This is a genomic window from Streptomyces sp. NPDC015144 (assembly GCF_043079735.1).
GTDB lineage: Bacteria > Actinomycetota > Actinomycetes > Streptomycetales > Streptomycetaceae > Streptomyces.
This window is the reverse complement of record NZ_JBIBUU010000006.1, coordinates 1-26,580: the sequence shown is the minus strand read 5'-3', so window position 1 is coordinate 26,580 and position 26,580 is coordinate 1. Positions and strand designations below refer to the sequence as shown.

The window sequence follows — 26,580 nt, the reverse complement described above, 5'->3', positions numbered from 1 at the left end:
GGCCGCACCGCTCGTCCGGCGGCCGCCCCTCGGGCAGGCTACCGGCGCCGTGCCCGTCAGCGGCCGCGCAGCCGCCGTACGAGGATGCTCGCGTCGCCCCGGGACTCCAGGTCGGCCAGGACCACCGCGACCGCCTCGCGGACGATCCGCCCGCGGTCGACGGCCAGCCCGTGCTCCCCGCGCAGCACCAGGCGGGCGTGTTCGAGGTCCATCAGTTCCTCGGCCGAGACATAGACCGTGATCTTCTCGTCGTGCCGCTCGCGGCCGCTGGGGCGGCGGTTCGAACCGCGCCCGCCCGCGCTCCCGCGCCGCCGCTGCTGCTGGACGGCGGCGGAGGCCGCCTCCTGGGCGGCGGGCGCCGGGGTCTGCCGCTGGCCGCCGCGTCCGGCCGCCGCGGACCGGTCCTCGTCACCGGCCCGGCTGCGCGGCTCCCCCGCGTCGGCGTCGGCCGCGGAGTGCTCCTCGCGCGCGACGCCAGCGGCCCGGTCCGGGTCCGTCCCGGCGCCGTCCACCGCGGCGTCGCCCTCACCGGCCGGAGCGGGCACCCGGGTCTCGCTGTTCGCCTTGCGCCGCCGTTCCACGGGCGAGGATGCCTGGAGCCCCATCCCCCCGGTGGTGCGGAACAGTTCGTCGGCCCCGGGCAGACTCACTCGGCGTGACACCGGGCGAGCACCTCCCTGGCGAGCTGGCGGTAGGCGGCGGCACCGACCGAGTTGGAGGCGTAGGTGGTGATGGGCTCACCGGCGACGGTGGTCTCCGGGAAGCGCACGGTGCGCCCGATGACCGTGTGGTAGACGTGGTCGTCGAACGCCTCGACGACGCGCGCGAGGACCTCGCGGCTGTGCACCGTACGGGAGTCGTACATGGTGGCGAGGATGCCGTCGAGCTCCAGGTCGGGGTTGAGGCGCTCCTGGACCTTCTCGATGGTCTCGGTGAGCAGCGCCACCCCGCGCAGGGCGAAGAACTCGCACTCGAGCGGCACTATGACCTTGTGGGCCGCCGTCAGGGCGTTCACCGTGAGCAGGCCCAGCGAGGGCTGACAGTCGATCACGATGTAGTCGTAGTCGGCCAGCAGCGGCTTCAGGGCGCGCTGGAGCGTGGACTCCCGGGCCACCTCGCTCACCAGCTGCACCTCGGCGGCCGAGAGGTCGATGTTGCTGGGCAGCAGGTCCATGTTGGGGACCGCGGTCTTCAGCAGGACCTCGTCGGCCGACATGCCCCGCTCCATGAGCAGGTTGTAGACCGTGAGGTCGAGCTCCATCGGGTTGACGCCCAGTCCGACCGAGAGGGCTCCCTGCGGGTCGAAGTCGACGAGCAGGACGCGCCGTCCGTACTCGGCGAGCGCGGCACCCAGGTTGATGGTCGACGTGGTCTTGCCGACGCCGCCCTTCTGGTTGCACATCGCGATGATCTTCGCGGGACCGTGATCGGTCAGCGGGCCCGGGATCGGGAAGTAGGGCAGGGGGCGGCCGGTCGGGCCGATCCGCTCGCGGCGCTGCCGGGCGGCGTCGGGCGCGAGGGTGGCCGCGTACTCCGGATCGGGCTCGTACTCGGCGTCGGGGTCGTAGAAGTGCCCCTGGGGCTCGTCGAAGTCGGCGAAGTGGGCGGTGTCCCGGCCACTCTCGTTGCCGGCCATGGCGTTCACGTGTAGGCCGTCCATCATCTGGGGGGCTGTCGTCATGTGCTGTTGGGTGGCGAAGGTGCGGACAGCGACGGAGCCGACAGCCTCCAGCCCGTTCGGGCTCTGGCTCCGCGCGGACATTCCTGGCCGGACACCCCCGGGAGTAAATGTCGACTCATTCACAAGTCGTCTTACCTCCTTGGATGTGACCAGGAAACTTATCGATAGGTCAGCGTGGCACCATGCCGACGATTGGCGACTCTATGGCGTGTCACCGCTCCGCAGCAACACAATCCGCCGGACCCGGCCCGATGTGTCGGCAATCGAACACCCCGCTGTCAAGGGCGTGCGGCCACCGGCGTGCGTGTTTCCCGGGTGTACGAATCGGTCGAAGGCTCACGTTCGAGACGAGTCGCACGCCGGCCGGACCGGACCCGGACATGCCTCCGGCCGGACCTTGCTCGGCAAGGTCCGGCCGGACACGTGAGGTTGACGAACGAGGTTGACCCGTCAGCCGAGGAGCGAGCTCAGCTCGACGTGCTCCAGGCCGTGCGCCTCGGCCACCTCGCGGTAGACGACCTGCCCGTCATGGGTGTTGAGGCCCTTGGCGAGCGCGGCGTCGCGGCGCAGCGCCTCGACCCAGCCGCGGTTGGCCAGCTCCACGATGTACGGGAGCGTGGCGTTGGTGAGGGCGTAGGTGGAGGTGTTCGGCACCGCGCCCGGCATGTTCGCGACGCAGTAGAAGACCGAGTTGTGGACCTTGAAGGTCGGGTCGGTGTGCGTCGTCGGGTGCGAGTCCTCGAAGCAGCCGCCCTGGTCGATCGCGATGTCGACAAGGACACTTCCGGGCTTCATCTTGGCGACGAGCTCGTTGGTGACCAGCTTCGGGGCCTTGGCGCCGGGGATGAGCACGGCACCGACGACCAGGTCGGCCTCGATGACGGCCTTCTCCAGCTCGAAGGCGTTGGAGACGACGGTCTGCACCTTGGTGCCGAAGACCTTGTCCGCCTCGCGGAGCTTGTTGATGTCCTTGTCGAGCAGCGTGACGTGGAAGCCGAGGCCCACGGCGATCTGCGTGGCGTTCCAGCCGGAGACGCCGCCGCCGATGACGACGGCCTTGCCGGCCGCCGTGCCCGGGACGCCGCCCGGCAGCACGCCGCGGCCACCGGCCGAGCGCATCAGGTGGTAGGCGCCGACCTGCGGGGCGAGGCGGCCCGCGACCTCGGACATCGGGGCGAGCAGCGGGAGGGCGCGGGTGGCGGTCTCGACCGTCTCGTAGGCGATGGCCGTGGTGCCCGACGCGAGGAGGGCGTCGGTGCACTCGCGGGAGGCGGCGAGGTGCAGGTAGGTGAAGAGCGTCTGGTCCTTGCGGAGGCGGTGGTACTCCTCGGCGATCGGCTCCTTGACCTTGAGGATCAGGTCGGCGGCGGCCCAGACCTCGTCGGCGGTGGAGAGGATCTCGGCTCCGGCGGCGGTGTACTCGTCGTCCGTGATCGAGGAGCCGAGGCCGGCCTCCTTCTCGACGACGACCTGGTGGCCGTTGCGGACGAGCTCGTTCACACCAGCAGGCGTGATCGCCACGCGGAACTCGTTGTTCTTGACTTCGCGGGGGATGCCGACCTTCACGTCGATCACGGTCCTTGACTCAGAGGGTTATCCGGACATAGCAATACATACCCGGATAGACACTACGTAAATGGAGACACCGCGAACACACGCGGCACGACCATTCTAATGAAGGGTTTCTCGGTGTCTAGCCTTACAAAGCATTATTTTTCTGTCGGGGCACTGCGGATTTCGTAGGTCACATCCTTCTGATTCAGCAGTCTCTCCGCCACGCCCCGGTGCAGCCCGGCCGCCGCCGGGTCGCCGAGCCGGTCGAGGGTGTCGGCCAGCCGGAGCTCCAGCGCCGCCTGGAGCCGTACGTCCTCGGCCCGCCGGGCCCATTCGACGGCCTCCTGGCAGGTCCGCAGCGACTCCTGCGGCCGCCCCGCGTACTCCTGGACCCGGGCCACCTCGCTGAGCGCCCGCGCCTGGCCCGGTACGTCCCCGAGCCTGCGGTAGCCCGCCGCCGCGGCACGCCAGTTCCGCAGCGCCTCGCCGTACCGCCCGGCGTAGGTGTGCACGGCGCCGAGCCGTCCGTACAGCCGGGCCTCCTCGGCCCGCTCCCCCTGGCCGAGCCGGTGGGCCAGCGCCCGGCCGTACCAGTCGGAGGCCCGCTGGAAGTCCCCGAGCTCCGCGTAGGCGCCGGCTACGGATTCCATCGCGCGGCCGGTGGCGTACAGGTCCTTCGCGGCCCGTCCGGCGTCCAGCGCGGCCCTGTAGCGGGCCAGCGCCTCCCGGGTGCGGCCGTTCCCTGCGTCGAGGTCGGCGAGGTTGAGCAGCGCGGCGGCCTGTTCGCGCGCCAGCCCGCGCCGCTCGGCGACCGCCAGCACCAGGCCGTGCAGCCCGTACAGGTCCGGGGCGGCGGACTCGGTGCCCTCGTGCACCGCCAGCGCCCGCACCAGGGCCGAGACCAGCCTCCGCGCCAGCGTGTCGAGCTCGCCGTCCTCGACGGCCGCCCGGGCGGCGGCGAGCAGGGCCGGTTTGCGGGCCCGCAGCCACGCGACGGCGGCCTCCGGTCCGGGGAACCGCAGCGACCTGGGCAGCCCGGCGAGCCTGCGGCGGACCGGGGAGCCCTCGGGCTCGGTGACCGCCCGGCAGGACTGGAGCAGCCGGACGGTCCGCTCCAGCATCCGGGCCCTGGCCAGCTGGATCTCCGCCGGCCGGTCCCGCTCCGCCAGCAGTTCCCGCAGCAGCGGCGCCAGGCAGCCGGGCACCTCGTACTGCGGCCGACCGGCCTCGTCGCCGTGCAGCAGCCCGAGGGAGACGAAGTCGTCGAGGGCCCGCTGCGCGGCCGATACGGAGCAGCCGGCCAGCGCGGACGCGGTGTGGGCGTCGACGAGGCCGGCGGGCGCGAGGGCGAGCAGCCGCAGTATCCGGGCGGACACCGGCGGCAGCGCGTCGTGGGCCAGCCGGAAGGCGCGGGCCAGCGGACGGGGACCGGCGGACGGCTCGATGGTGTCCGCCGACTCGCGCAGCCGCCGGGTGGCGTCGGCGACCGAGGCCATCGGGTGCGCGGCGAGCCAGCCGCCGACCAGCACCAGGGCGGCCGGCAGCCCGCCGCACTCCTCCGCGAGGGTCTCGGCGGTCCGGGGGTCGACGGTGATCCGCACCTCGCCGATGAGCCGGGCCAGCAGCCGGACGGCCGGGCCCGCCTCCAGTCCGCCGATGGTGCAGGGCCGGACGCCCGGAATGCCGGTCAGCGGGCCCCCGGAGGTGGCGACGACCAGGCAGTCCGGGTTGTCCGGCAGCAGCGGGTCGACCTGTTCGGCGTCCACCGCGTCGTCCAGGACCAGCACGGCACGCCGCCCGGCCAGTTGGTCGCGGACCATCCCGGCCAGCTCGTCCCCGTCCGCCCCGGGCGGGCCGGTCACGCCGAACCGGTCGAGGAGTTCACGGGCGGTGCGCTCGGTGGGGACCGGGGTGCCGCCGGGTTCGGTGAGCCGGACGCGGAACGGCCCGTCGGGGTGGCCGCCCTCGGCGAGCAGCTCCCGGACCAGCTCGTCGGCGAGCGCGGTACGGCCGGATCCGGGACGCCCGGCGATCAGCAGGACCCGGGGGCGGGCGGCCCGGCGGCCGGCCAGGGTGTCCAGACCCGCGTGCCCGACGTCGGCCCGCAGGGACTTCAACTCCCGTTCCCGGCCGAGGAATCGGGGTGGGGCGGCACCGGACGGCTCCTCGGCTCCCGGCGCCTCGACCGGGCCGCTGGTGTCCACCGCCTGATCCGTCACGGGCCACGCTCCACTTCGCTGCACGCGTCGCCCCCCGGGACTCCGGTCAGGGCGTTCCGAGCGTAGTTCAGGCGCGCGGGCGTTCTCGGCGGAGCGTGCCGCACGGATCCCCCGATCGGATCAACGGCTTGTCCGATCGAAGGACCGTGCGGGTTTGTTGGGCGGGTGGCCCGTCAGACCGTGAACGGGCGGGCCGGCCAGGGCGCCTCGGCCGGGCGCAGCGCGTCGATCCCGTCCCCGGCGAGGGCCGCCGCCAGCGAGAGGACACCGATCACCAGGCAGCTGTTGTGCAGTTCCCCCGCGAGCGCCCCCCGGACCAGCTCCTGGAGCGGCACCCGGGCCAGCTCCATGTCGGCCTCCTCCTCGGAGACCTCGAAGCGCTCCCCGTCCGCCTCGGAGAGGCCGCGGGCCAGGAAGATCCGTACGGCCTCGTCGCAGCCGCCCGGTGTGGTGAAGACGTCGGTCAGCACCCGCCAGTCCTCGGCCTTGACGTACGCCTCCTCGTACAGCTCGCGCTGGGCGGCGTGCAGCGGGTTCTCGCCGGGGACGTCGAGCAGTCCGGCGGGGATCTCCCAGAGCTTGTGGCGCACCGGGTGGCGGTACTGGCGCAGCACGACGACGCGGCCGTCCGCGTCGAGCGCGAGCACGGCGACCGAACCGGGGTGGACCTGGTAGTCGCGGCGTACGACGGTGCCGTCCGGCATCACCACCTCGTCGGTGCGGACGCTGGTCTTGTTGCCGGTGAAGGGCGTCTCGGTCTTGGTGACCTGCCACTCCTCGGGCGTGTCCTGGAAACCCATCTGCGTCCTCCCACGAAAACCACGGAAACCGGGGCACGGAGTCCTTCGCGGATCCGTACCCCGGTCAACGTTAATACCTGCGCGGCCCCGGACTACTTGCCCGGGTTGGCACCGGTCTTGCGCTCGACGGCCGCCTTGACCAGGCCCGCGAAGAGCGGGTGCGGGCGGGTCGGGCGGGAGCGGAGCTCCGGGTGCGCCTGGGTGGCGACCAGGTAGGGGTGGATCTCGCGGGGGTACTCGACGTACTCGACGAGCTTGTTGTCCGGGGAGGTGCCGGAGAAGACCAGGCCGGCCTTCTTCTCCAGCTCGGCCCGGTAGGCGTTGTTGACCTCGTAGCGGTGGCGGTGTCGCTCCTCCACGTACGGCTGGTCCTCGTACGCCTCGCGGACCACCGAGCCCTCGGCGAGCTTCGCCGGGTACAGGCCGAGCCGCATGGTGCCGCCCAGGTCGCCCGCGCCCTCGACGTACGCCAGCTGCTCCTCCATCGTCGAGATGACGGGGTGCGCGGTGGCGGCGTCGAACTCGGTGGAGTTGGCGTCGGGGATCTCCGCGAGGTTGCGCGCGGCCTCGATGACCACGCACTGGAGACCCAGGCAGAGGCCGAGCAGGGGCAGCTTGTTCTCGCGGGCGTAGCGGATGGCGCCGATCTTGCCGTCGACACCGCGGTCGCCGAAGCCGCCGGGGACGCAGATCGCGTCGACGTCGCCGAGCTGCTTCGCGGCGCCCGCCGCGGTCTTGCAGTCGTCGGAGGCGACCCACTTGACCTTGACCCGGGCCCGGTTCGCGAAGCCGCCGGCCCGGATGGCCTCGGTGACCGAGAGGTAGGCGTCCGGCAGGTCGATGTACTTGCCGACCAGCGCGACGGTGACCTCGTGGTCGGGGTTGTGGACCCGGTCCAGCAGGTCGTCCCAGGTCGTCCAGTCGACGTCGCGGAACGGCAGGTCGAGCTTGCGCACGACGTAGGCGTCCAGGCCCTCGGTGTGCAGCACCTTCGGGATGTCGTAGATCGACTTGGCGTCCACGCAGGCCACCACGGCGGCCTCGTCCACGTCGCACATCAGGGAGATCTTGCGCTTGATGGCGGTCGGCACGTCGCGGTCGGCGCGCAGCACGATGGCGTCGGGCTGGATGCCGATGTTGCGCAGCGCGGCGACGGAGTGCTGGGTGGGCTTGGTCTTCAGCTCGCCGGACGGGCCGATGTAGGGCAGCAGCGAGATGTGGACGACGAAGACGTTGTCCCGGCCGACCTCGTGGCGGACCTGGCGGACGGTCTCCAGGAACGGCAGCGACTCGATGTCCCCGACCGTGCCGCCGACCTCGGTGATCACGACGTCGACGTCGTCGGTGGCCATGCGGCGGATGCGGTGCTTGATCTCGTTGGTGATGTGCGGGATGACCTGCACGGTGTCGCCGAGGTACTCGCCGCGCCGCTCCTTGGCGATCACCTGGGAGTAGACCTGGCCGGTGGTGACGTTGGCGGAGCCGTCGAGGTCGACGTCGAGGAAGCGCTCGTAGTGGCCGATGTCCAGGTCGGTCTCGGCGCCGTCGTTGGTGACGAACACCTCACCGTGCTGGAACGGGTTCATCGTGCCCGGGTCGACGTTGAGGTAGGGGTCGAGCTTCTGCATGGTGACCCGGAGGCCACGCGCCTTGAGCAGGGCACCGAGGCTGGAGGCAGTCAGACCCTTGCCGAGGGATGAGGCGACACCCCCGGTGACGAAGATGTGCTTGGTCGTCGTGGATGTGGGCTGCATAGCCAAAGGGGGCTCCCGTGGTCGCGATCGTGAGGTGCGTACCGGCTGTGTCGTCCGGAGACTCCGGAGGTGCCGTCGCTGCGGTTCGGGGGCCTCGTCTGCGGTTGCGGACGACCACCGGTCCACGGGCTACCAGGGTAACAGCGCCGAGTGGGACCCGCTTCCGGCGGCGTCCCGGCCCCCCACCACGCACGATCACCGCGGGTGTCCGTACACACACCCGTTCGGACCTGTCCGGTTGTCAAGACCGTCGCGCGGATCAACGGAGTGCGTCGTATCCTGCTCGGACCACTCGCCCCGGGCGAGGTGAAGCGTTCGCGGGTTTCCCCATACCAAGGCCTTGCGACGACACTCTGTTTCCCGTTTTCCCCTTCTTTCGCAGCAATGCCCTACGGGGCTCCATGGCCGTTCGACTGGAGATTGCACGTGGCCGGGCGCATCGAGGATTACGCACTCATCGGAGACATGCAGACCGCGGCGCTGGTCTGCCGGGACGGCACGGTGGACTGGCTCTGCCTTCCCCGCTTCGACTCGCACGCCGTCTTCGCGGGGCTGCTCGGCACCGAGGAGCACGGCTTCTGGCGCCTCGGCCCGGCGCCCGCAGACGGGACGGGGCCGCAGGTGGCGGACCGCCGTCACTACCGCGGGGACTCCCTGATCCTGGAATCGGAGTGGGACACCCCGCGCGGCACGGTCAGGGTGACCGATTTCATGCCGCCGCGCGACGGGGCCCCGCAGGTGATCCGGATCGTGGAGGGGGTCAGCGGCCGGGTGCCGATGCGCTCGGAGCTGCGGATGCGGTTCAGCTACGGCCGGGTCACCCCGTGGGTGCACAAGGTCGACGGGCGCACGGTCGCCGTCGCGGGCCCGGACTCCGTCTGGCTGGACACCTCCGCCGAGACGTACGGCGAGAACCTCACGACGTACTCCGACTTCACCGTGGCGCCGGGCGACCGGGTGGCGTTCACCATCAGCTGGCAGCCCTCGCACCACGAGCCGCCGGGCCTGCCGGACCCGGACGGTTCGCTGGACGCGACCGTCGATTTCTGGCGCGAGTGGGTCGACCAGTGCACGTACCACGGGCCCTACCGCGAGGCGGTGGTCCGCTCCCTGATCACGCTCAAGGCCCTGACGTACGCGCCGACCGGCGGCATCGTCGCCGCCCCCACCACCTCCCTGCCGGAGGACGTCGGCGGCTCCCGGAACTGGGACTACCGCTACACCTGGCTGCGCGACGCCGCGATCACCCTCTCCTCGCTGCTGCGCACCGGCTACCGCGAGGAGGCCCGCGCCTGGCGCGAGTGGCTGCTGCGGGCCGTCGCCGGTGACCCGGAGAACCTCCAGATCATGTACGGCATCGCGGGCGAGCGCGAGCTGGGCGAGGCCGAGCTGGACTGGCTGCCCGGCTACGAGAACTCCGCCCCGGTCCGGGTCGGCAACGGCGCGGCGGGCCAGCTCCAGCTCGACGTGTACGGCGAGGTCACCGAGGCCCTGCACCTGGCCCACATGACCGGCCTGACCCGCAACGACTACGCGACGGGGCTCCAGCTCAAGCTGATCGAGTACCTGGAGAAGCACTGGGACGAGCCGGACGAGGGAATCTGGGAGGTGCGCGGCCCGCGCCGCCACTTCGTCCACTCGAAGGTGATGGCCTGGGTCGCCGTCGACCGGACGATCAAGCTCATCGAGTCCGGGGACGCGGAGGGCCCGGTGGAGCGGCTGCGCGAGCTGCGCGACGAGATCCACCGCGACGTCTGCGAGCGGGGCTACGACCCGGAGCGCAACACCTTCACCCAGTCCTACGGCTCACGGGAACTGGACGCCTCGCTGCTGCTGATCCCGCAGATGGGCTTCCTGCCGCCGGACGACAAGCGGGTGATCGGCACGATCGAGGCGATCCAGCGGGAGCTGTCCACCGAGGACGGCTTCGTGCTGCGCTATCCGACGTCCGGCGATGACGCCGGGGTGGACGGTCTGGAGGGGGACGAGGGCGCCTTCCTGGCCTGCTCGTTCTGGCTGGCGGACGATCTGGCGATGATCGGCCGGGTCGACGAGGCCCGTCAGCTCTTCGAACGGCTGCTGTCGCTCCGCAACGACCTGGGCCTGCTCGCGGAGGAGTGGGACTCCCGGCTCCAGCGCCAGGTGGGCAACTTCCCGCAGGCGTTCAGCCACGTTCCGCTGATCGACACGGCACTGCGGCTGACCGCGAGCGGGGCGTACGTCGGCTGACCGGCCGGGCGCGGTCCCGTCCGCCCGTGCCGGATTCCGCGCGGGATGTCGTGGCCGCACCTGATTTCGTGCATCGGACCGTCCCGGTCGTCCTCGGCGCGGGCGACCGGGACGGTCCGGTGTTCGGCGGCCGATCGGGCCGCCGCCCCGGACGCCGGGGCGAACGCCGCCCGTCCCCCGACCGGGCACCGTATGCGCCGGTCGTCCTCCGGGCTCCCCGCACGGCGGACGAATCCGGTTGCGGCGAGACCGGCCGACCCGGTGGGCTACCCGCATGAGCGATGCCGCCGAGCAGGCCCGAAGGGCGTGGCCGGGAAGAGGGCGCGAGGTCACGGCGCGTCCGTCCGTGGGGCGGAGGTCGGCGGTGCTCCTGGCCCTGATGCTGGCCGCCTTCACCCTGAACACCGCGGAGAACCTGCCTGTCGGACTCCTGGAACTCATCTCCGAGAGCCTCCGGGTGTCCGTGCCGGCGGTCGGCCTCCTGGTCACCGGTTACGGCGTGACGGTGGCCGTCGCGTCCTTGCCGCTCGCCCACGCCGTGCGGGGAGTGCCCCGGCGCCATGTGCTCACCGGGCTCCTGGCCGCGCTGGTCGTGTCAAGTCTGGTGGCGGCGCTGGCGACCTCCTACTGGGTGCTTCTCCTCGCGCGGCTGCTGACCGCGCTCGCCCAGGCGTTGTTCTGGGCGGTGATGGCCCCGGTCGCGGCGGGCCTGTTCACCCCCGCGGTCCGTGGCCGCGTGGTCGGAGCGCTGTCCGTCGCCGGCTCGCTCGCCCTCGTGCTCGGTGTCCCCGCGGGGACCTGGCTGGGCCGGCGGAGCGACTGGCAGGTGCCCGTCGCCGTGCTCGCGGCTCTGGGACTCGTCTCGCTGGTGACGATCGCCGTTCTGCTGCCCACCTCCCGACCGGAGGAGGAGCACGCCGCCCACGGGACCAGTCCCGACGTCCGCCGGTTCGGGACCGTACTGGTGGCCGGGACCCTGTCCGCCACCGGGGCCTTCACGGGATACACCTACATCGTCACGTTCCTGGGCGACGTGAGCGGGTTCTCCTCAAGCGCGGTCGACGCCCTTCTCGTCACTTTCGGAGTCGCGTGCCTGGCCGGAGTGGGCGTCACCGGGGCACTGCTGGACCGCTTTCCCCGGACCACGCTGGCCACCGCCGTCGCCACCCAGGCGGTGGGCATGCTCGGTCTCTACGCGGTCGGCGCCGAGCCGGTGGCGGCGGTGGTGTTCCTGGCGCTGACGGGCGGTGCGCTCGGGCCGGTGTTCATGACCACCCAGAACGCCATGCTGCGGTGCGCACCGGGCCGCACGGACATCGCACTCGCGGCCAACTCCGGCCTGTACAACCTCGGCATCGCGGCGGGCGCCGCGCTCGGCGGACTGATCCTGCCGCTCGCCGGAGCGCGGGGCACCTTCCTCGTCGGCGGGCTGCTGGCGGTAGCGGCGTGCGCGGTGCTGCTCGGCGAGCGACTGCTGCGGGCCCCCGGGCCGGAGTCCGCCGGTTAGCGGGCCGGTCTCACGGCGGGCGCTGGCCCGTCCGCCCCGGTCGCCACGGGGTGCGGCCCCGAGGCCATCCCCCACTCGCTCCACGAACCGTCGTACACCGCCTGTCCGCGGTACCCGGCGAGCTCCGCCGCCAGGGCCAGCACGCAGGCGGTGACCCCCGAGCCGCAGCTGAGGACCAGCCGCTCGCGCTCGCCTGCGCGGGCGGCGAGGGCGGCGCGCAGTTCGTCCGCCGGGCGCATCCGGCCCTCGTGCTGAAGGGTGTCGAAGGGCAGGTTGACCGCCCCCGGCATGTGTCCGGCGCGCAGCCCCGGGCGGGGCTCGGCGACGGTACCGGCGTACCGCTGCGGGGACCGGGCGTCGAGGACCACCGCGGCGGGGTCGGTCAGGGTCCGCGCCACCTCCTCGGCGGTGACGAACATCCCGGCGCGCGGTCGTGCGGTGAAGTCACCGGGAGCCGCCGGGGGCGCGGGAGGGGCGCTCTCCAGGGGCAGCCCGGCCGCGGTCCAGGCCGGCAGGCCTCCGTCGAGCACCGCGACCCGGTCGAAGCCCATCGCCCGCAGCATCCACCAGGCCCGGGCGCTGGAGTAGATCCCGGCGCCGTCGTACACGACGACGGTGTCCGCGTCGTTCACGCCGAGGGCGCGCAGCTCCCGGGTGAACCGGTCGGCGCCGGGCATCGTGTGGGCCAGCGGCACGGAGGGGTCGGAGAGGGCTCCGTCGATGTCGAAGACCCGTGCGCCGGGAATGCGCCGTTCCCCGCCCCGATGCGCTCCGACCGAGGCGTCGAGGACCACCGGCCCGTCCGGCGCGCCGATCCGCGCCGCCAGCCAGTCGACGCAGACCAACGGGCCGGACGGTTCCTGGGACACGTCGCCCACACCTGCTCCAAGGTCATCTCTGTGGATACGGGGCCGCCCGGACCGCGCGGCGTCCACAAGATCGCAGCGGCGCTCACCCCGTGTCAACGCCGGCCGGCATCGGGCCCGCACCGGCTCCCACCGGCGGCTCCCCCGGCGGCGCCCTGGGCGCCGAGTGCCGGTACCGTCCTGAACCGGGGCGAAAATCAAGGTGGAGACCCGGGCGGACGCCCATCGGATCAAGCGGAAGTACGAGGCCTGAGCAAGTGGAGACCCAAGGCGGAATCACCGTGCAGCGCGCCCTGGAGCTGCCGGGACTGCGGGGCGGGCTCCCGGAGGTGGTGGCGGGCTCGGAGCGGCTGAACCGTACGGTCCGCTGGGTGCACGCGGGCGAGGTGCCGAACATCGCCTCGCTGCTCAAGGGCGGTGAGCTGCTGCTCACCACGGGGCTCGGGCTCGGCACCCGTCCGGCCGAGCAGCGCGCCTTCGTCCGCAGGCTCGCCGACCGGCAGATCGCCGCCCTGGTGGTGGAGCTCGGTCCGCGTTTCAGCCGGCTGCCGTCCTCGATCGTGGACGCCGCCCGGGCCGCGGGGCTGCCGTTGGTGCAGCTGCACCGCGAGGTGCCGTTCGTGGCGGTGACGGAGGAGATCCACACCGAGATCGTCAACGGCCACTACGCCCTGCTGCGGCAGGCCGAGGACGTGCACCGGCGGTGCACCCAGGCGCTGCTCGGCGGTGGCGGGGTCCCCCAGGTCCTCGGCATCCTGGCGGACTTCGCGGCCAACCCGGTCTTCCTGGAGACGGCGGACGGGCAGCTGTTGTACGCGGCGGGGCCGGGCACCGGCCCGGTCGGCGCCGATCCGCTCCAGGTGTGGGACGGGATGCGGGGCGGGCGGGCGGCCCGCGAGGCACCGCCGACCGGTTCGGTGCTGGTGGACGTGCCGGGCGGCGGCCCCGGCACCGGTGCGGTGCGGGCCAGGCTGGTGCTGCTGGCGGTCTCCGGGCCGCTGCTGCCGGTGCACCGGATGGCAGCGGAGCGGGCGGCGGGCATCCTCGCCGTCGTCCTGATGCAGGCCCGCCAGGAGGAGGAGCTCGCCGCCCGGGGCCGGGGCGACTTCCTCTCCGATCTCGCCGAGGGCCGGATCACCCCGGAGGACGCGCCCGCCCAGGCCCGGGTCCTGGGTTTCAAGCCGGGTGCGCTGCCGCTGCTGCCGGTCGTGATGCGGCTGGCCCCGGAGCTGTCGGCGTCCGGGAACTGGGCGTCGCTGGCCCGCGCGGTGCTGGAGGAGCTGTCGTCGGTGGGTGTGCCGGTGCTGCTGGGGGTGCGGCCGGTGGAGGGCCGGGTGCCGGTGCTGCTGGGGCTGCGGTCCGAGTCGGAGCGCACGGCGGTCGCGGACCGGGTCGCGACGGCGCTGCGGGCCGGGGTGGAGCGGGCCGGTCTCGAACGGGCCGGGGCGCGGCCCCCGGTCGTGGTGGTGGGGGTGGCGGGCGGCTGGGCGACGGCCGGGGCGAGCCTGCGGCACGCCGCCGAGACGGCGACGGCCGCGTACGGCCTCGACGACCGGCCCTGGTACGACGCCCGGCGTCTCGACATCGATCTGCTGCTGTGGCGGCTGCGCGACCATCCGGACCTGGCCGCGTTCGTGGACCGGGCGATCGGGCCGCTGCGGGACCACGACCGGACCTCGCGCCCCGCGCTGCTGCCGACGCTGGAGACGTATCTGGCGCACGCGGGCCGCAAGGCGGAGACGGCGCGGGAGCTGCATCTGAACCGGCAGACCCTGTACAACCGGCTGGCCCGGATCGGGGAGCTGCTCGGCACCGATCTGGACGACCCGCAGGCGGTGCTGGCGCTGAGCCTGGCGCTCCGGGCCCGCCGGCACACCGAGTAGCCGGGAGGCTCAGCGTGCCCGTACGGCCACCGCCAGCGGCTGGGTCAACTCGTCGTACACGCTGAGCACTTGGGCGATGGTGTCGTCCTCGGTGGGCCATTCGGCGGCCTGCGCGAGCCCGGTGGCGGCCATCTCCGCGCGGCGCAGCGGATCGCCGAGCAGCCGGGTCACCGTCCGCCCGAGGGCCTCCGCGTTGCCGTACGGCACGAGCTCCGCCGCGTCGCCCACCAGGTCGGGCACGCCGCCGACCGCGGTGGCGACCAGCGGGACGCCGAGCCTGAGCGCCTCCTGCGCCTGCACCGAGCGCTCCTCCCAACTGCTGGGCAGCACGGCCAGATCCGCCGCGGCGAGCAGCTCGGCGCGGTCCTCGCGGTCGCCGACGAGCCGGACGGGCAGTTCCTCGTCCCGGATCCGGCGCTGGAGAGCGGACCGCTCCCGCCCCTCGCCCACGACGACCAGGAGCGGCCCGGGGTCGAGGTCCCGCCACATCCGGGCGGCGTCGAGCAGGGTGCCGTAGCCGTGGTGCGGCACGAGGCTTCCGCAGGTGACGATCAACGGCCTTCCCACCACGCCGAGTTCGGCCCTGGCCTTGTCCGGCCGGGCGCCTTCCGGCAGCCGGGGCGCGGGGGCGGAGACCGGTGCGAGCCGGGCGTCCCGCGCCCCTCTCCGACGCGCCCGGTCGACCAGGTCCGACGTGGTGCCGAGGACGACCGCGGCCGCCCGCGCGGCCCGTCGCTCCATCATCCGGACCAACCGGCGGCGCGCCCCGTCGACATGGGCGCGGGCATGCCAGGTGACGACGAGGGGGACGCTCCGTCCGCCGAGCGCGAGGGCGGCGCGCACGGCGGCGTGCGGTCCGTGCGCGTGGACGAGGTCCGCGCTCGCGCAGGCGCTCCGCAGGGCGGCGACGGAGACGGGATCGCCGCGCCGGGGTACGGGGGTGAACCGGGCGCCCGTGCCGGAGTAGTCGTAGGCGTGGTCCAGTTCGGCGGGGGCGCAGACGGTGACGTGCACGCCCCGCGCCACGAGCCCGGCGGTCAGCGAGCCGACGTGGGCGTTGCTGCCCGCGCTGCCGCCGCCCAGGACTTGGACCGTACGCAGCTGTGACACGTTGAATGGCTCCCGGGGCTCCCGAGTCGGTGGTGAGGGCACCGCCAAGGATGCCAGTCCGTACGGGCGTTCCGGCACAGTCGGGCGGCTGTCATGGCCCTTACCTCGACTTCCGGACACCGCCTGCCACCCGCACGGGTGAGAAAACGGCGCGATGTTGCCCCTCCGCCGCCCTCAGCGGTCCGCGACCGCCCGGACGAGGTCCCCGATCCGGTCCCCGTACGCCGCCGCCGCGACCAGTGCGGCTCCGTGCGCGAGGAGTCCGGCCCGGCCCCGGCCCGCGACGATCGCGACCCCGAGCCCGGCGCCCAGGGCGTGCGCCCCGGTGTCCCCGAGCATGGTCCGCTCCCCCAGGTCGTCGGCGAGGAGCGCGGCGACGGCGCCGACCGGGGCGGCGGCGAGCCCGCCCGGCAGCCCGGGGGCGCCGAGGGCGAGGACGGTGGCGGCGGCCGCCGCCGGCCGCAGGTCCGTCAGATTGACCAGATGCGCGGTCCCGGCGATCACCAGCGCGCCGAGCACCCGGTCGACGGGCCGCTCCTTCAGCAGGGACGCGGCGACGAGCCCGGCGGCACCGATGCCGAGGAGCTTCACCGCGCCGGTGGTCAGTTCGCCGTCCCGGAGCGCGCCGAGGTGGGCCCGGAAGCCGCTGCGCGTATCGCCCGCGCCGGCGAGGTCGTCGTGGGCGCCGCAGCCGCCGGCCGCCAGCACCGCGAGGACGGCGGCGCACCGGGTGCGGGGCGGCAGCGGAAGGACCGCCGCACCGGCCGCGGTCCCGAGCACGGCGGCCGGGCCCGCGCAGAGGTCGACGGCGCGGCCCGCGTGGTTGACGCGCCGTCCGAACGGGCGCGGCCGGGACCGCAGGACCCGGTACACCCCGCCCGCCACCGTCGCGGCGACGGCACCGGCCGCCACGGTCCTCCCGAACGTCGCTCCCATGCGCGCCAGCCTACGGGGACGGCCCGCCGGACGGTTCCGGCGGGCCGTCCCCGTGACTACGGGCGGGTGTCAGCCGTCCGAGCGGGCCGCGGCGAGCAGTTCCTCCGCGTGGGCCCGTGCCGTCTGGGAGTCCTCCTGGCCCGCGAGCATCCGGGACAGCTCCCGCACCCGGTCCTCACCCTCCAGGACCGTGACCCCGCTGCTGGTGACCGCCCCGTCGACGGTCTTCTCGACCAGCAACTGCCGGTCCGCGAAGGCCGCCACCTGCGGAAGGTGGGTGACGACGACGACCTGGGCGGACCGGGCGAGCTTCGCGAGCCGCCGCCCGACCTCGACCGCGGCCTTGCCGCCGACGCCCGCGTCGACCTCGTCGAAGAGGTACGTGGGTACGGGGTCGGCGCCCGCGAAGACCACCTCGACGGCGAGCATCACCCGGGACAGCTCACCGCCCGAGGCCCCCTTGGCGATCGGTCGCGGCGGGGCGCCGGGGTGCGGGGCCAGCAGCAGCTCCACCTCGTCGGCGCCGGAGGGCCCGTAGACCACGCTCCGCCCGTCGATGTCGATGCCGGACGCCTCGTCGGGAGCCTCGGTCTGCCGGATCGCGAAGGAGACCCGGGCGTGCGGCATCGCCAGGGAGGCCAGCTCCTCGGTCACCGCCTCGGCGAAGAGCGCCGCCGCCCGGTTGCGCGCGTCGGTCAGCTCCTGCCCGAGGGCGGAGAGTTCGGCCCGCAGCGCGTCGCGTTCGGCGGTCAGCTCGCCGATCCGGTCGTCGTCGCCCTCCAGCTCGGTGAGGCGGGTGGCACCCTCCTGGGCCCAGGCGAGCACGGCGCCGATGTCCTCGCCGTACTTCCTGGTGAGCACGGTGAGCGCGGCGCGGCGCTCCTCGACGGCGGCGAGCCGTCGCGGGTCGGCGTCCAACTGGTCGGCGTATCCGGCCAGTTCGCCCGCGACGTCGGAGAGCAGGATCGAGATCTCGCCGATCCGGTCGGCGAGCGCCGCCAGCGCCGGGTCGTGGGCGCGCACCGCGTCCAGCGCCCGTCCGGCGGCCGCGACGACGGTCGTCGCGTCGACGCCCTCCGGGTCCTCCGGGTCGCCCGCGAGCGCCGTGTGCGCCAGGGACGCGGCGGAGGCGAGCGCCTCCGCGTGGCCGAGCCGCTCGGCCTCGGCGGCCAGTTCGGCGTCCTCACCGGCCAGTGGTTCGACGGCGGCGATCTCGCCCAGCCCGAAGCGGAGCAGATCGGCTTCCTGGGCGCGCTCGCGGGCGCGCGTGGTCAGCTCCTCCAGCTCCGTGGCGACGGCCCGCAGCCGGTGGTAGGCCGCCGCGTACGCGGCGTGCGGCCGGGCGACGCCGTCGCCCGCGTAACGGTCGAGCGCCTGCCGCTGCCGGGCCGGCTTGAGCAGCCCCTGCTGGTCGGTCTGACCGTGCACGGCGACGAGTTCGTCGGCGAGTTCGGAGAGCACCCCGACCGGCACGGACCGGCCGCCGAGATGCGCCCGGGAGCGCCCCTCGGCGGAGACGGTACGGCTGATCAGCAGCGCGCCGTCCTCGATCTCGCCCCCGGCCTCCTCCGCCCGCAGGGCGACGGCGTCCCCCTCGGACACCGTGATCCGCCCCTCCACGACGGCGGCCTTGGCCCCGATCCGTACCAGGGCCGGGTCCGCGCGCCCGCCGAGCAGCAGCCCGAGGCTGGTGACGACCATGGTCTTGCCCGCGCCGGTCTCACCCGTCACGGCGGTGAAACCGGGTGACAGCTCCACCACCGCGTCGTCGATGACTCCGAGCGACCGTATCCGCATCTCCTCCAACACGGACACGACCTTACGAGGTCCGAAGGCCGATGTGCGACGTACCCCGCTCCACGGCTCACTCTCCCGGGTATGCTCCCCGCCCTTCGCGACACCTCCGGGGGAACGTCCGCCGGTCAGTGCGGGGCGCCGCGCCACCCCGAGACCGGCAGCGCGAACTTCGCGACCAGCCGGTCCGTGAACGAGGCGTGGTGCAGCCGCGCGAGGCGTACGGGCACCGCCCCGCGCCGCACCTCGACCCGCGCCCCGGCGGGCAGCTCCACGGTCCTGCGGCCGTCGCACCAGAGCACCCCGTGCGGGGTGTGCTGCTGGACCTCCACGGCGAGCACCGAGTCCGGTGAGGTCACCAGCGGTTTGGCGAACAGCGCGTGGGCGCTGATCGGCACCATCAGCAGGGCCTCGACCTCGGGCCAGACGACCGGCCCGCCCGCCGAGAAGGCGTACGCGGTCGACCCGGTCGGCGTCGCGCAGACGATCCCGTCGCAGCCGAACCCGGTCACGGGGCGGCCGTCGATCTCCAGGACGACCTCCAGCATCCGCTCGGGCGACACCTTCTGCACGGCCGCCTCGTTGAGCGCCCAGTCGGTGTGGACGACATCGCCGTTGGTGCGCACCACGACGTCGAGCGTCATGCGTTCCTCGACCTGGTAGGAGCGGGTGACGACCCGGTCGACGACCTTGTCCAGGTCGTCGCGCTCGGCCTCGGCGAGGAACCCGACCCGGCCGAGGTTGACGCCGAGCATCGGCACCCCGGAGGCCCGGGAGAGCTCCGCGCCACGCAGCAGCGTCCCGTCCCCGCCGAGCACGATCAGCAGCTCACAGCCGTCCATCGCCGCTGGTGTGGTGTCCGTGACCGTCTCGACGGACGGCGGCAGCGGCAGGTCCGCCGCCTCGGTGGCCAGCACCCGTACGCCCAGACCGCTGCGGAGCAGCCCCTGTACGACCAGTTCGGCACTGCGGATCGCGGCCGGGCGGCCGGTGTGCGCGAGAAGGAACACGGTCCGGGCCGTGTCCGTCGTCATTCGTGCCGCATTCGTCGTCAACGAGGCCCCTCCGCCACTGCACGGTCGACATCCGCGGGATCCAGTTCAGGTGCGTCGGCCCGCAGCCACAGAAAGTACTCGACGTTCCCCGACGGGCCGGGCAGCGGGCTCGCCGTCACCCCCCGCACCCCGAGGCCCAGTTCCCAGGCCCGGCGCGCGACCTCGCGCACCGCCTCGGCCCGCAGTTCGGGGCTGCGCACCACACCGCCGCTGCCGAGCCGCTCCTTGCCCACCTCGAACTGCGGCTTGACCATCAGGACCAGGTCGGCGCCGGGGGCGGCGCAGCGTGCCAGGGCGGGCAGGACCAGCCCCAGCGGGATGAACGACAGGTCCCCGACCACCAGGTCCACCGGCTGCCCGTCGATCGCCTCCAGCGTCAACTCCCGTACGTTGGTACGGTCCTTGACGGTGACGCGGTCGTCGGACTGGAGCGACCAGGCGAGCTGCCCGTAGCCGACGTCCACGGCGACGACATGGCCGATGCCCGCCCTGAGCAGTACGTCGGTGAAGCCGCCGGTCGACGCCCCGGCGTCCAGGGCCCGGCGTCCCTCGACGGCCAGGCCGAGGGGGACGAAGGCGGCGAGGGCGCCCGCGAGCTTGTGCCCGCCGCGCGAGACGTACTCGGGGTCGCTGTCGTCCTTGGTCACGACGACGGCGGCGCTGGTCTCGACCTGGGTGGCGGGTTTGGTCGCGGTGTTCCCGCCGACGGTGACCCGCCCGGCGGCGATCAGCTGGCTGGCGTGCTCGCGCGAGCGCGCGAGTTTGCGGCGTACCAGTTCGGCGTCGAGACGGCGGCGTGCCACTCCGGCCACGTTCGGTTCAGCTCCTGTTGTCGTGCGGGGGCACCGGTGCGGGTACCGGTGCGGTCGTGGGCGCGTTGTCCAGCGCGGTCAAGGTCTCGCGCAGCCCACGGTGTACATCCTCGTACACCTCGATGTGTCCGTCCGCCGGGAGGTGGTCGGCGTCGGCGAGACGCTCCAGGCCCGCGTCCACCCCGGCGTGGCCGGTGGGGGTGCGGGGGACGCCCAGGGGCGCCGGTGCGGCGGGGTCGGGCTCGGGCACGGCCGCCGTCGCCGGTTCCGCCGCCTCCCGTGTCTCCCCTGTCCCCGAGGTCTCCCGCATCGAGTCGCTCATGCGGGAAACGCTACCCCGAAGGGCTGGGGTACCGTCGATCACGATGGCGACCATGGCGGAGTGCCGCAGCGCACTCGACAGACTTTCCGACCGCCTCGCGGAGGCCGACGGCGCCGTACGCGGTGCGGCCGCCGTCGACCGTTCGCTGAGCTGCCACATCAAGGACCTCGACGTCACGTTCACCGGCCGGCTGACCGATGGCCGGATCCAGGTGCTGGACGCGGTCGGGGGGCCGCCCCGCGAGAAGGCGGCGATCCGGCTCGCGATGACCGGCGACGACCTGGTGGCCATGGTCGACGGCGAGCTGGACTTCGCCCGCGCCTGGGCCTCGGGCCGGGTCCGCCTGGAGGCGGGGTTCCGCGATCTCCTACGGCTGAGGTCGCTGCTGTAGGCCGGGCGCCGGTCCGCCGGGCGGGCCTCCGGCCGCCGCCGCGACGGCCCGGCGTGGTCCGCGCGCGGCCGGCACCACCAGCGGGGTCCCGGTCTCCGGATCGTCGATCACCTGGCAGCGCAGCCCGAAGACCCGCTCCACCAGGTCCGCGGTGACGATCTCGCCGGGCGGCCCCTCCGCGATCACCCGGCCGTCCCGCATCGCGACGAGGTGGGTGGCGTACCGCGCGGCGTGGTTCAGGTCGTGCAGCACGGCGACCAGGGTGCGCCCCTGCGTCTCGTGCAGGTCGGCGCAGAGGTCGAGGACGTCGATCTGGTGCTGGATGTCGAGGTACGTGGTCGGCTCGTCGAGCAGCAGCAGCGGTGTCTGCTGGGCGAGCGCCATGGCGATCCAGACGCGCTGGCGCTGTCCGCCGGACAGCGCGTCGACATGGCGGTCGGCGAGCGCGTCGACGCCGGTGGCCGCCATCGACTCCGCGACGACGCGTTCGTCCTCCGGCGACCACTGGCGCAGCAGTCCCTGGTGGGGGTAACGGCCGCGCCCGACGAGGTCGGCGACGGTGATCCCGTCCGGCGCGACGGAGGACTGCGGGAGCAGCCCCAGCGTCCGGGCGACCTTCTTCGCGGGCAGTCGGTGGATCGCCCGCCCGTCCAGCAGCACCCGGCCGCGCTCCGGTGTCAGCATCCGCGCGAGCGCGCGCAGCAGGGTCGACTTGCCGCAGGCGTTGGGGCCGACGATCACCGTGAAGGAACGGTCGGGGATCTCCACCGAGAGGTCCTCCGCGACGACCCTGCCGTCGTAGCCGAGGGTCACCGCGTCCGCGGCGAGGCGCTGCATGGTCGTACTCCCGGAGTCGGAGGGGGCGGGTGCGGAACGGCGGCACACCGAACAGAACAAAGTTAGGTTAGGTTAACCTATCTTTTCCTGTGGCGGTGGGCCGGTTCCCCGCGGCCGTCGACCGGCGTCCCTCCCCGGCCCGCTCCTACAGCCCCAGCCGGGCGACCGCCTTCCCCGCGTCCAGCCCGCAGGAGCCCTCCCCCGCGTGCGACCACGCCGCCCCGCAGAGCGCCCGCAGCCCGTCCAGCGCGTCCCCGTCCCCGTCCAGCGCCAGCCCGTCGCCGCGCACCGAGGCCGTCCAGCCCCCGCAGACGAACCCGCCGCCGCTCTCCGCCACCTCGGGCTGCCCGGTCAGCAGCCCCCTCAGGTCCGCGTCCACGTAGGTCGGCCGGTGCGCCGGAACGGCGGCCAGCAGCCGCGCCGCGTCCGTCACCCCGGTGAGCACCAGCAGGGAGTCCACGCCTCCGTTGAACGCGCCCTCGATGTCCGTGTCGAGCCGGTCGCCGACCACCAGCGGGCGTTCGGCACCGGTCCGCAGCACCGTCTCCCGGTGCATCGGCGGCAGCGGCTTCCCGGCCACCTGCGGCTCGGCACCGGTCGCGATCCGTACGACCTCGACCGCGGCACCGTTGCCCGGTGCGATGCCCCGGGCGCTCGGGATCGTCAGGTCGGTGTTGGACGCGAACCACGGCACCCCGCGCGCGACCGCGTACGCGGCCTCGGCGAACCGCCCCCAGGCCATGTCCGGGCCGCCGTACCCCTGGGCCACCGCGGCCGGGTCGTCGTCCGCCGACTCCACCGGCACCAGGCCGCGCTCCCGCACCGCGGACCGCAGCCCCTCGCCGCCCACCACCAGCACCCGGGCACCGGGGGGAAGCTGATCGGCCATCAACCGGGCCACCGCCTGCGCCGAGGTGATCACGTCACCGGGCTCCGCGGGGACGCCGAGCGCGGTCAGATGGCCGGCCACCGCATCCGGTGTGCGCAGGGCGTTGTTGGTGACGTACGCCAGGTGCATCCCGCCGTTCCGCGCCGCCGCCAGCGCGTCGACGGCGTGGACGATCGCCCGGTCGCCCGCGTAGACCACCCCGTCGAGATCGAGCAGCGCCGTGTCGTACGCCCTGCTCAGCGCCGTACCGCTGCCACTGGGTCGGGTTCTGCCCGTCTGACTCATTCCTTGTGCTCCTCGCTACCCGCTTCTGCTCAGATCATCGCGCATCCCCGTCCCGCACTTACCATGCACGGATGAACACATCAGGTCCGGCCGGCCAGGGACTGCGTCTGATTCCGTTCCGTGGGCTGCGGTACGTCCCCGAGCAGGTCGGCAGTCTCGCAGCGGTGACCTCTCCCCCGTACGACGTGGTGGTGCGGCCCGACGGGCTCCATCATCTGGAGTCGGCCGATCCGCACAACATCGTCCGGCTGATCCTGCCCCAGGCGGACACGGCCGCGGCCCGCCACGAACAGGCGGCGCGGACCCTGAAGCACTGGCTCGCCGAGGGCGTCCTCGCACCGGACCACGAGCCCGCTCTGTACGTGTACGAGCAGCGCAACGGCGATCTGCTGCAACGGGGTGTCATCGGGACGCTGGCGCTCTCCGCCCCGGCCGAGGGCGTGGTGCTGCCGCACGAGGACGTGATGGCCCATGTCGTGGAGGACCGGGCCGACCTGATGCGCACCACCGCGGCCCACCTCGAACCGCTGCTGCTGAGCTACCGGGGCGACGGCCGGGAGGCGGGGGCGGCCGCCGTCATCGAGCGGGCGACGGACCGTCCGCCGCTGCTCACCACCACGACCGAGGACGGGTTCCGGCACCGGCTCTGGGCGGTCACCGACCCCGTCGAGCAGGCGGAGATCGGCACAGATCTCGCCCACCACCAGGCGCTGATCGCCGACGGGCACCATCGCTGGGCCACCTACCTCCGCCTCCAGCGGGAGCACACGGTGCCCGGCCCCTGGGACTTCGGCCTGGTCCTGCTCGTGGACACGGCCCGCTATCCGCTCCGGGTACGTGCCATCCACCGGCTGCTGCACCGGCTCCCGGTCGACGCGGCGCTGGCCGCGCTGGACGGCCTCTTCCGGGTACGCGAGGTGCCCGGCCCGCTTCCCGACGCACTGGAGGCGCTCGCCGGGGCGTCCGCCGAGGGCAACGCGTTCCTGCTCGCCGGCGACGGCGGCTTCCATCTCGTCGACCGTCCGGATCCCGGTCTGCTGGCCCGCACGGTCCCCGCCGACCGACCGCCCGCCTGGCGGGCCCTGGACGCGACGGTCCTGCACGCGGCCCTGCTCGACCACGTCTGGGAGATACCGGACGCCCCGGAGCACATCGCCTACATCCACGACACCGCCGCCGCCGTGGAGCAGGCCGAGCGGCGGGGCGGCACGGCGGTCCTGATGCATCCGGTGCGCGAGGAGGTGGTGCGGGATCTCGCCCGGCAGGGGGTCACGATGCCTCGTAAGTCGACGTCGTTCGGTCCGAAGCCGGCCACCGGACTGGTCCTGCGCAGTCTCGACCTCGATCTGGACTGAGGCGGAACGGGGAAACGAGAGAGGGCGGCACCCCGGGTCCCGGGGTGCCGCCCTCTCTCGTTGTCTCACGCCTCGGGCGTGCGGTCCTTGTCGCCGTCCGTGGCGCCGTCCTTGTCGCCGTCCGCGGCGGTCTCCGGCTCCGGGCTCACGGCCTCGCCGTTGTCGTTCCCATTACCGTTGCCGTCGCCGTTGCCGTCGGCCCCGTTCTCGTCGGCCTCTTCCTCGTCGAGGGCGTCGACGAACTCGACACCGTCCATCTCGGCGAGCCGGTCGGACGCGTCGGTGGAGCCGTCCTTGTCCGCCTCCAGCGCCTTCCCGAACCACTCCCGGGCCTCGTTCTCACGACCGGCGGCGAGCAGCGCGTCGGCGTACGCGTAGCGCAGCCTGGCCGTCCAGGGGTGCACGGCGCTCGACGCGAGCTCGGAGCTCTGGAGCGTGACAATGGCGGCGTCGAGCTGGTCCATGTCCCGCCGGGCACCGGCGGCGACCAGGCGCATCTCCACCTGTCCGGCCTTGTCCAGCTTCTGCACCTCGGGCTCACCGGCCATCGCCAGCGCTCGCTCGGGCCGTCCGAGCCCGCGCTCGCAGTCCGCCATGACGGGCCACAGCTCCACGGAACCGGTCATCCGCTTGGCGGCCCGGAACTCCGCCAGCGCCTCCGAGTACTTCTGCGTGGCGTACGCGGCGAAGCCGGCCGCCTCCCGCACCGCGGCCACCCGCGAGGCCAGCCGGAGCGCGATCCGCGAGTACGCGTATGCCTGCTCGGGGTCCTCGTCGATCAGCCGGGCCACCATGACGAGGTTGCGCGAGACGTCCTCGGCCAGGGTCTTCGGCAGGCTCATCAGCTCCTGCCGCACGTCCTTGTCGATCTCGTCGCCGGTGACGTCCTCCGGGATCGGCAGCCGCTTGACGGGCTCGCGGTCCCGGTCGTCACGCCGGTCGTAGCCGCCGCGGTCGTCGCGTCCACGGTAGCCACCGCCCCGACCACCCCGGTCGTCCCGCTGCCCGCGGTACCCACCACCGCGGTTGTCGTCGCGCCGACTGTCGTCGCGGCGGTAGCCGCCGCCACGGTTGTCGCCACCGCGGTTGTCGTCGCGGCGGTAGCCGCCACGGTCGTCATCCCGACGCGGACCACGCGGCCGGTCGTCGTCACGCCGGGGACCACGGAACCCGCCACGCTCGTCGTCCCGACGCGGCCCACGATCGCGGTCACGGTCCCGGTCGTCACGACGGAACCCACCACCGTAACCACCGCTACGGCTGTCATCACGCCGGCTGTCGTCACGGCGGTTGTCATCACGGCGGAAACCACCACCGCGGTTGTCGTCGCGCCGGTTGTCGTCGCGGCGGAAGCCGCCACCGCGGTTGTCGTCGCGGCGGTAGCCGCCACGGTCATCGTCCCGACGCGGACCACGCGGCCGGTCGTCGTCACGCCGGGGACCACGGAACCCGCCACGCTCATCGTCCCGACGCGGCCCACGATCGCGGTCACGGTCGTCACGACGGAACCCACCACCGTAACCACCGCTACGGCTGTCGTCACGGCGGTTGTCATCACGGCGGAAACCACCACCGCGGTTGTCGTCGCGCCGGTTGTCGTCGCGGCGGAAGCCGCCACCGCGGTTGTCGTCGCGGCGGTAGCCGCCACGGTCATCGTCCCGACGCGGACCACGATCGCGGTCACGGTCGTCACGACGGAACCCACCACCGTAACCACCACCGCGGCTGTCATCACGCCGGCTGTCGTCACGGCGGTTGTCATCACGGCGGAAACCACCGCCACGGTTGTCGTCACGCCGACTGTCGTCACGACGGAACCCACCACCGAAGCCGCCGCCACGGTTGTCATCCCGGCGCGGGCCACGATCGCGGTCACGGTCCCGGTCGTCACGACGGAATCCGCCACCGGAAGGCCGGCTGTCATCACGCCGGTAGCCACCACGGTCATTGCGGTCGTTGTCCCGGCGCGGCCCGCCGGAACGGCCGTCGCGATGGCCGCCGAAGCCGCCCCGGTCACCACCGTCCCGGCGACGCGGCTCGCGCTCCGAACGATCGTCGGGAGAGTTGGTGGACATCGGCAAGACTCCTGTCATCGGGTACTACAAGACATTCTGACGCAGCCGGACACCCGACGCGCTTCGACAAAAACAAAAAGGACCCTTGGTCCCAGCGTGAACGCTGGGACCAAGGGTCCTTGAAAGATTGCTCGGCGGCGTCCTACTCTCCCACAGGGTCCCCCCTGCAGTACCATCGGCGCTGAAAGGCTTAGCTTCCGGGTTCGGAATGTAACCGGGCGTTTCC

Annotated in this window: 22 protein-coding genes and 1 rRNA gene; 5 read left to right on the top strand and 18 right to left on the bottom strand. The window is 73.4% G+C overall.

Annotation, left to right across the window (positions count from 1 at the left end):
- Positions 1 to 56 precede the first annotated feature (56 nt).
- From ACF08W_RS12545 to ACF08W_RS12520, 6 genes are all read right to left on the bottom strand, one after another.
- Positions 57 to 650 (bottom strand): hypothetical protein, encoded by a 594-nt coding sequence (locus ACF08W_RS12545; protein ID WP_385218159.1) that lies wholly within the window; start codon positions 648 to 650, stop codon positions 57 to 59.
- Positions 647 to 1,762: a ParA family protein gene (locus ACF08W_RS12540; RefSeq protein ID WP_352280561.1), complete on the bottom strand. Its 1,116-nt coding sequence runs from the start codon at positions 1,760 to 1,762 to the stop codon at positions 647 to 649. Before ACF08W_RS12540 ends, ACF08W_RS12545 begins: the two co-directional genes overlap by 4 nt.
- Before the next feature lie 369 nt (positions 1,763 to 2,131).
- Positions 2,132 to 3,247 carry an alanine dehydrogenase gene (ald, locus tag ACF08W_RS12535; protein ID WP_392279365.1) on the bottom strand — a complete coding sequence of 372 codons (1,116 nt, stop codon included), beginning with the start codon at positions 3,245 to 3,247 and terminating at the stop codon, positions 2,132 to 2,134.
- A 143-nt stretch (positions 3,248 to 3,390) separates the two neighbouring features.
- The gene (locus ACF08W_RS12530) at positions 3,391 to 5,454 is read right to left on the bottom strand and encodes a tetratricopeptide repeat protein (protein WP_392279241.1); all 2,064 of its coding nucleotides are present in this window, start codon (positions 5,452 to 5,454) and stop codon (positions 3,391 to 3,393) included.
- A gap of 173 nt (positions 5,455 to 5,627) precedes the next feature.
- Positions 5,628 to 6,254 (bottom strand): NUDIX hydrolase, encoded by a 627-nt coding sequence (locus tag ACF08W_RS12525; protein ID WP_352280563.1) that lies wholly within the window; start codon positions 6,252 to 6,254, stop codon positions 5,628 to 5,630.
- A gap of 92 nt (positions 6,255 to 6,346) precedes the next feature.
- The gene (locus ACF08W_RS12520; protein WP_352280564.1) at positions 6,347 to 8,008 is read right to left on the bottom strand and encodes a CTP synthase; all 1,662 of its coding nucleotides are present in this window, start codon (positions 8,006 to 8,008) and stop codon (positions 6,347 to 6,349) included.
- A gap of 426 nt (positions 8,009 to 8,434) precedes the next feature.
- Between ACF08W_RS12520 and ACF08W_RS12515 the strand changes: the two genes are divergently transcribed.
- Together ACF08W_RS12515 and ACF08W_RS12510 are read left to right on the top strand one after the other, a co-directional pair.
- Positions 8,435 to 10,237: a glycoside hydrolase family 15 protein gene (locus ACF08W_RS12515; RefSeq protein WP_392279240.1), complete on the top strand. Its 1,803-nt coding sequence runs from the start codon at positions 8,435 to 8,437 to the stop codon at positions 10,235 to 10,237.
- Positions 10,238 to 10,616: 379 nt separating this feature from the next.
- Positions 10,617 to 11,744: an MFS transporter gene (locus tag ACF08W_RS12510; RefSeq protein WP_392279364.1), complete on the top strand. Its 1,128-nt coding sequence runs from the start codon at positions 10,617 to 10,619 to the stop codon at positions 11,742 to 11,744.
- Here the strand turns inward: ACF08W_RS12510 and ACF08W_RS12505 are convergent.
- Complete coding sequence (locus tag ACF08W_RS12505) at positions 11,741 to 12,613, bottom strand: sulfurtransferase (protein WP_392279239.1); 873 nt, start codon at positions 12,611 to 12,613, stop codon at positions 11,741 to 11,743. The two genes, ACF08W_RS12510 and ACF08W_RS12505, sit on opposite strands and share 4 nt — an antisense overlap.
- A 254-nt stretch (positions 12,614 to 12,867) precedes the next feature.
- Here ACF08W_RS12505 and ACF08W_RS12500 point away from each other — a divergent pair, with 254 nt between their 5' ends.
- Positions 12,868 to 14,493 carry a PucR family transcriptional regulator gene (locus tag ACF08W_RS12500; RefSeq protein WP_392279238.1) on the top strand — a complete coding sequence of 542 codons (1,626 nt, stop codon included), beginning with the start codon at positions 12,868 to 12,870 and terminating at the stop codon, positions 14,491 to 14,493.
- Between the two features lie 9 nt (positions 14,494 to 14,502).
- Here the strand turns inward: ACF08W_RS12500 and ACF08W_RS12495 are convergent, their stop codons facing one another.
- The 6 genes from ACF08W_RS12495 to ACF08W_RS12470 form a co-directional block, all read right to left on the bottom strand.
- Positions 14,503 to 15,603, bottom strand: coding sequence for a glycosyltransferase family 4 protein (locus ACF08W_RS12495; protein WP_385218110.1), 1,101 nt, complete (start codon positions 15,601 to 15,603; stop codon positions 14,503 to 14,505).
- Between the two features lie 174 nt (positions 15,604 to 15,777).
- Positions 15,778 to 16,539: a hypothetical protein gene (locus tag ACF08W_RS12490; protein ID WP_392279237.1), complete on the bottom strand. Its 762-nt coding sequence runs from the start codon at positions 16,537 to 16,539 to the stop codon at positions 15,778 to 15,780.
- Positions 16,540 to 16,608: 69 nt separating this feature from the next.
- Positions 16,609 to 18,354, bottom strand: a complete 1,746-nt coding sequence (recN, locus tag ACF08W_RS12485; RefSeq protein ID WP_392279236.1) for a DNA repair protein RecN — start codon at positions 18,352 to 18,354, stop codon at positions 16,609 to 16,611.
- A gap of 107 nt (positions 18,355 to 18,461) precedes the next feature.
- Positions 18,462 to 19,367 (bottom strand): NAD kinase, encoded by a 906-nt coding sequence (locus tag ACF08W_RS12480; protein WP_352280571.1) that lies wholly within the window; start codon positions 19,365 to 19,367, stop codon positions 18,462 to 18,464.
- Positions 19,368 to 19,384: 17 nt separating this feature from the next.
- Positions 19,385 to 20,200: a TlyA family RNA methyltransferase gene (locus ACF08W_RS12475; RefSeq protein ID WP_352280572.1), complete on the bottom strand. Its 816-nt coding sequence runs from the start codon at positions 20,198 to 20,200 to the stop codon at positions 19,385 to 19,387.
- Positions 20,201 to 20,207: 7 nt separating this feature from the next.
- Entirely contained in the window at positions 20,208 to 20,522 is a 315-nt protein-coding gene (locus tag ACF08W_RS12470) for a hypothetical protein (protein ID WP_385218098.1), read from the bottom strand.
- A 43-nt stretch (positions 20,523 to 20,565) separates the two neighbouring features.
- Between ACF08W_RS12470 and ACF08W_RS12465 the strand changes: the two genes are divergently transcribed.
- Positions 20,566 to 20,913: an SCP2 sterol-binding domain-containing protein gene (locus ACF08W_RS12465; protein WP_352280574.1), complete on the top strand. Its 348-nt coding sequence runs from the start codon at positions 20,566 to 20,568 to the stop codon at positions 20,911 to 20,913.
- On the opposite strand, the gene ACF08W_RS12460 is transcribed toward ACF08W_RS12465, so the two are convergent.
- Entirely contained in the window at positions 20,890 to 21,750 is an 861-nt protein-coding gene (locus tag ACF08W_RS12460; RefSeq protein WP_385218095.1) for an ABC transporter ATP-binding protein, read from the bottom strand. The two genes, ACF08W_RS12465 and ACF08W_RS12460, sit on opposite strands and share 24 nt — an antisense overlap.
- A 145-nt stretch (positions 21,751 to 21,895) precedes the next feature.
- Positions 21,896 to 22,924: an HAD-IIA family hydrolase gene (locus tag ACF08W_RS12455; RefSeq protein WP_385218091.1), complete on the bottom strand. Its 1,029-nt coding sequence runs from the start codon at positions 22,922 to 22,924 to the stop codon at positions 21,896 to 21,898.
- Between the two features lie 71 nt (positions 22,925 to 22,995).
- Here ACF08W_RS12455 and ACF08W_RS12450 point away from each other — a divergent pair, with 71 nt between their 5' ends.
- Entirely contained in the window at positions 22,996 to 24,279 is a 1,284-nt protein-coding gene (locus tag ACF08W_RS12450; RefSeq protein WP_352280579.1) for a DUF1015 domain-containing protein, read from the top strand.
- A 65-nt stretch (positions 24,280 to 24,344) separates the two neighbouring features.
- On the opposite strand, the gene ACF08W_RS12445 is transcribed toward ACF08W_RS12450, so the two are convergent.
- The 3 genes from ACF08W_RS12445 to rrf form a co-directional block, all read right to left on the bottom strand.
- Positions 24,345 to 25,136, bottom strand: coding sequence for a hypothetical protein (locus tag ACF08W_RS12445; protein ID WP_385218087.1), 792 nt, complete (start codon positions 25,134 to 25,136; stop codon positions 24,345 to 24,347).
- Positions 25,121 to 26,227 (bottom strand): hypothetical protein, encoded by a 1,107-nt coding sequence (locus ACF08W_RS12440; protein WP_392279235.1) that lies wholly within the window; start codon positions 26,225 to 26,227, stop codon positions 25,121 to 25,123. The genes ACF08W_RS12445 and ACF08W_RS12440 overlap by 16 nt, the downstream gene beginning before the upstream one ends.
- Positions 26,228 to 26,483: 256 nt before the next feature.
- A 5S ribosomal RNA gene (gene rrf, locus ACF08W_RS12435) occupies positions 26,484 to 26,580 on the bottom strand; the annotation flags it as partial.

Excerpts from the sequence above, each read along its gene's own strand:
- ACF08W_RS12540 (WP_352280561.1), bottom strand. The coding sequence starts at position 1,762 with ATGTCCGCGCGGAGCCAGAGCCCGAACGGGCTGGAGGCTGTCGGCTCC.
- ACF08W_RS12525 (WP_352280563.1), bottom strand. The coding sequence starts at position 6,254 with ATGGGTTTCCAGGACACGCCCGAGGAGTGGCAGGTCACCAAGACCGAG.
- ACF08W_RS12520 (WP_352280564.1), bottom strand. The coding sequence starts at position 8,008 with ATGCAGCCCACATCCACGACGACCAAGCACATCTTCGTCACCGGGGGT.
- ACF08W_RS12510 (WP_392279364.1), top strand. The coding sequence starts at position 10,617 with ATGCTGGCCGCCTTCACCCTGAACACCGCGGAGAACCTGCCTGTCGGA.
- ACF08W_RS12490 (WP_392279237.1), bottom strand. The coding sequence starts at position 16,539 with ATGGGAGCGACGTTCGGGAGGACCGTGGCGGCCGGTGCCGTCGCCGCG.
- ACF08W_RS12480 (WP_352280571.1), bottom strand. The coding sequence starts at position 19,367 with ATGACGACGGACACGGCCCGGACCGTGTTCCTTCTCGCGCACACCGGC.
- ACF08W_RS12470 (WP_385218098.1), bottom strand. The coding sequence starts at position 20,522 with ATGAGCGACTCGATGCGGGAGACCTCGGGGACAGGGGAGACACGGGAG.
- ACF08W_RS12465 (WP_352280574.1), top strand. The coding sequence starts at position 20,566 with ATGGCGACCATGGCGGAGTGCCGCAGCGCACTCGACAGACTTTCCGAC.
- ACF08W_RS12460 (WP_385218095.1), bottom strand. The coding sequence starts at position 21,750 with ATGCAGCGCCTCGCCGCGGACGCGGTGACCCTCGGCTACGACGGCAGG.
- ACF08W_RS12455 (WP_385218091.1), bottom strand. The coding sequence starts at position 22,924 with ATGAGTCAGACGGGCAGAACCCGACCCAGTGGCAGCGGTACGGCGCTG.
- ACF08W_RS12450 (WP_352280579.1), top strand. The coding sequence starts at position 22,996 with ATGAACACATCAGGTCCGGCCGGCCAGGGACTGCGTCTGATTCCGTTC.
- ACF08W_RS12440 (WP_392279235.1), bottom strand. The coding sequence starts at position 26,227 with ATGACCGTGGTGGCTACCGGCGTGATGACAGCCGGCCTTCCGGTGGCG.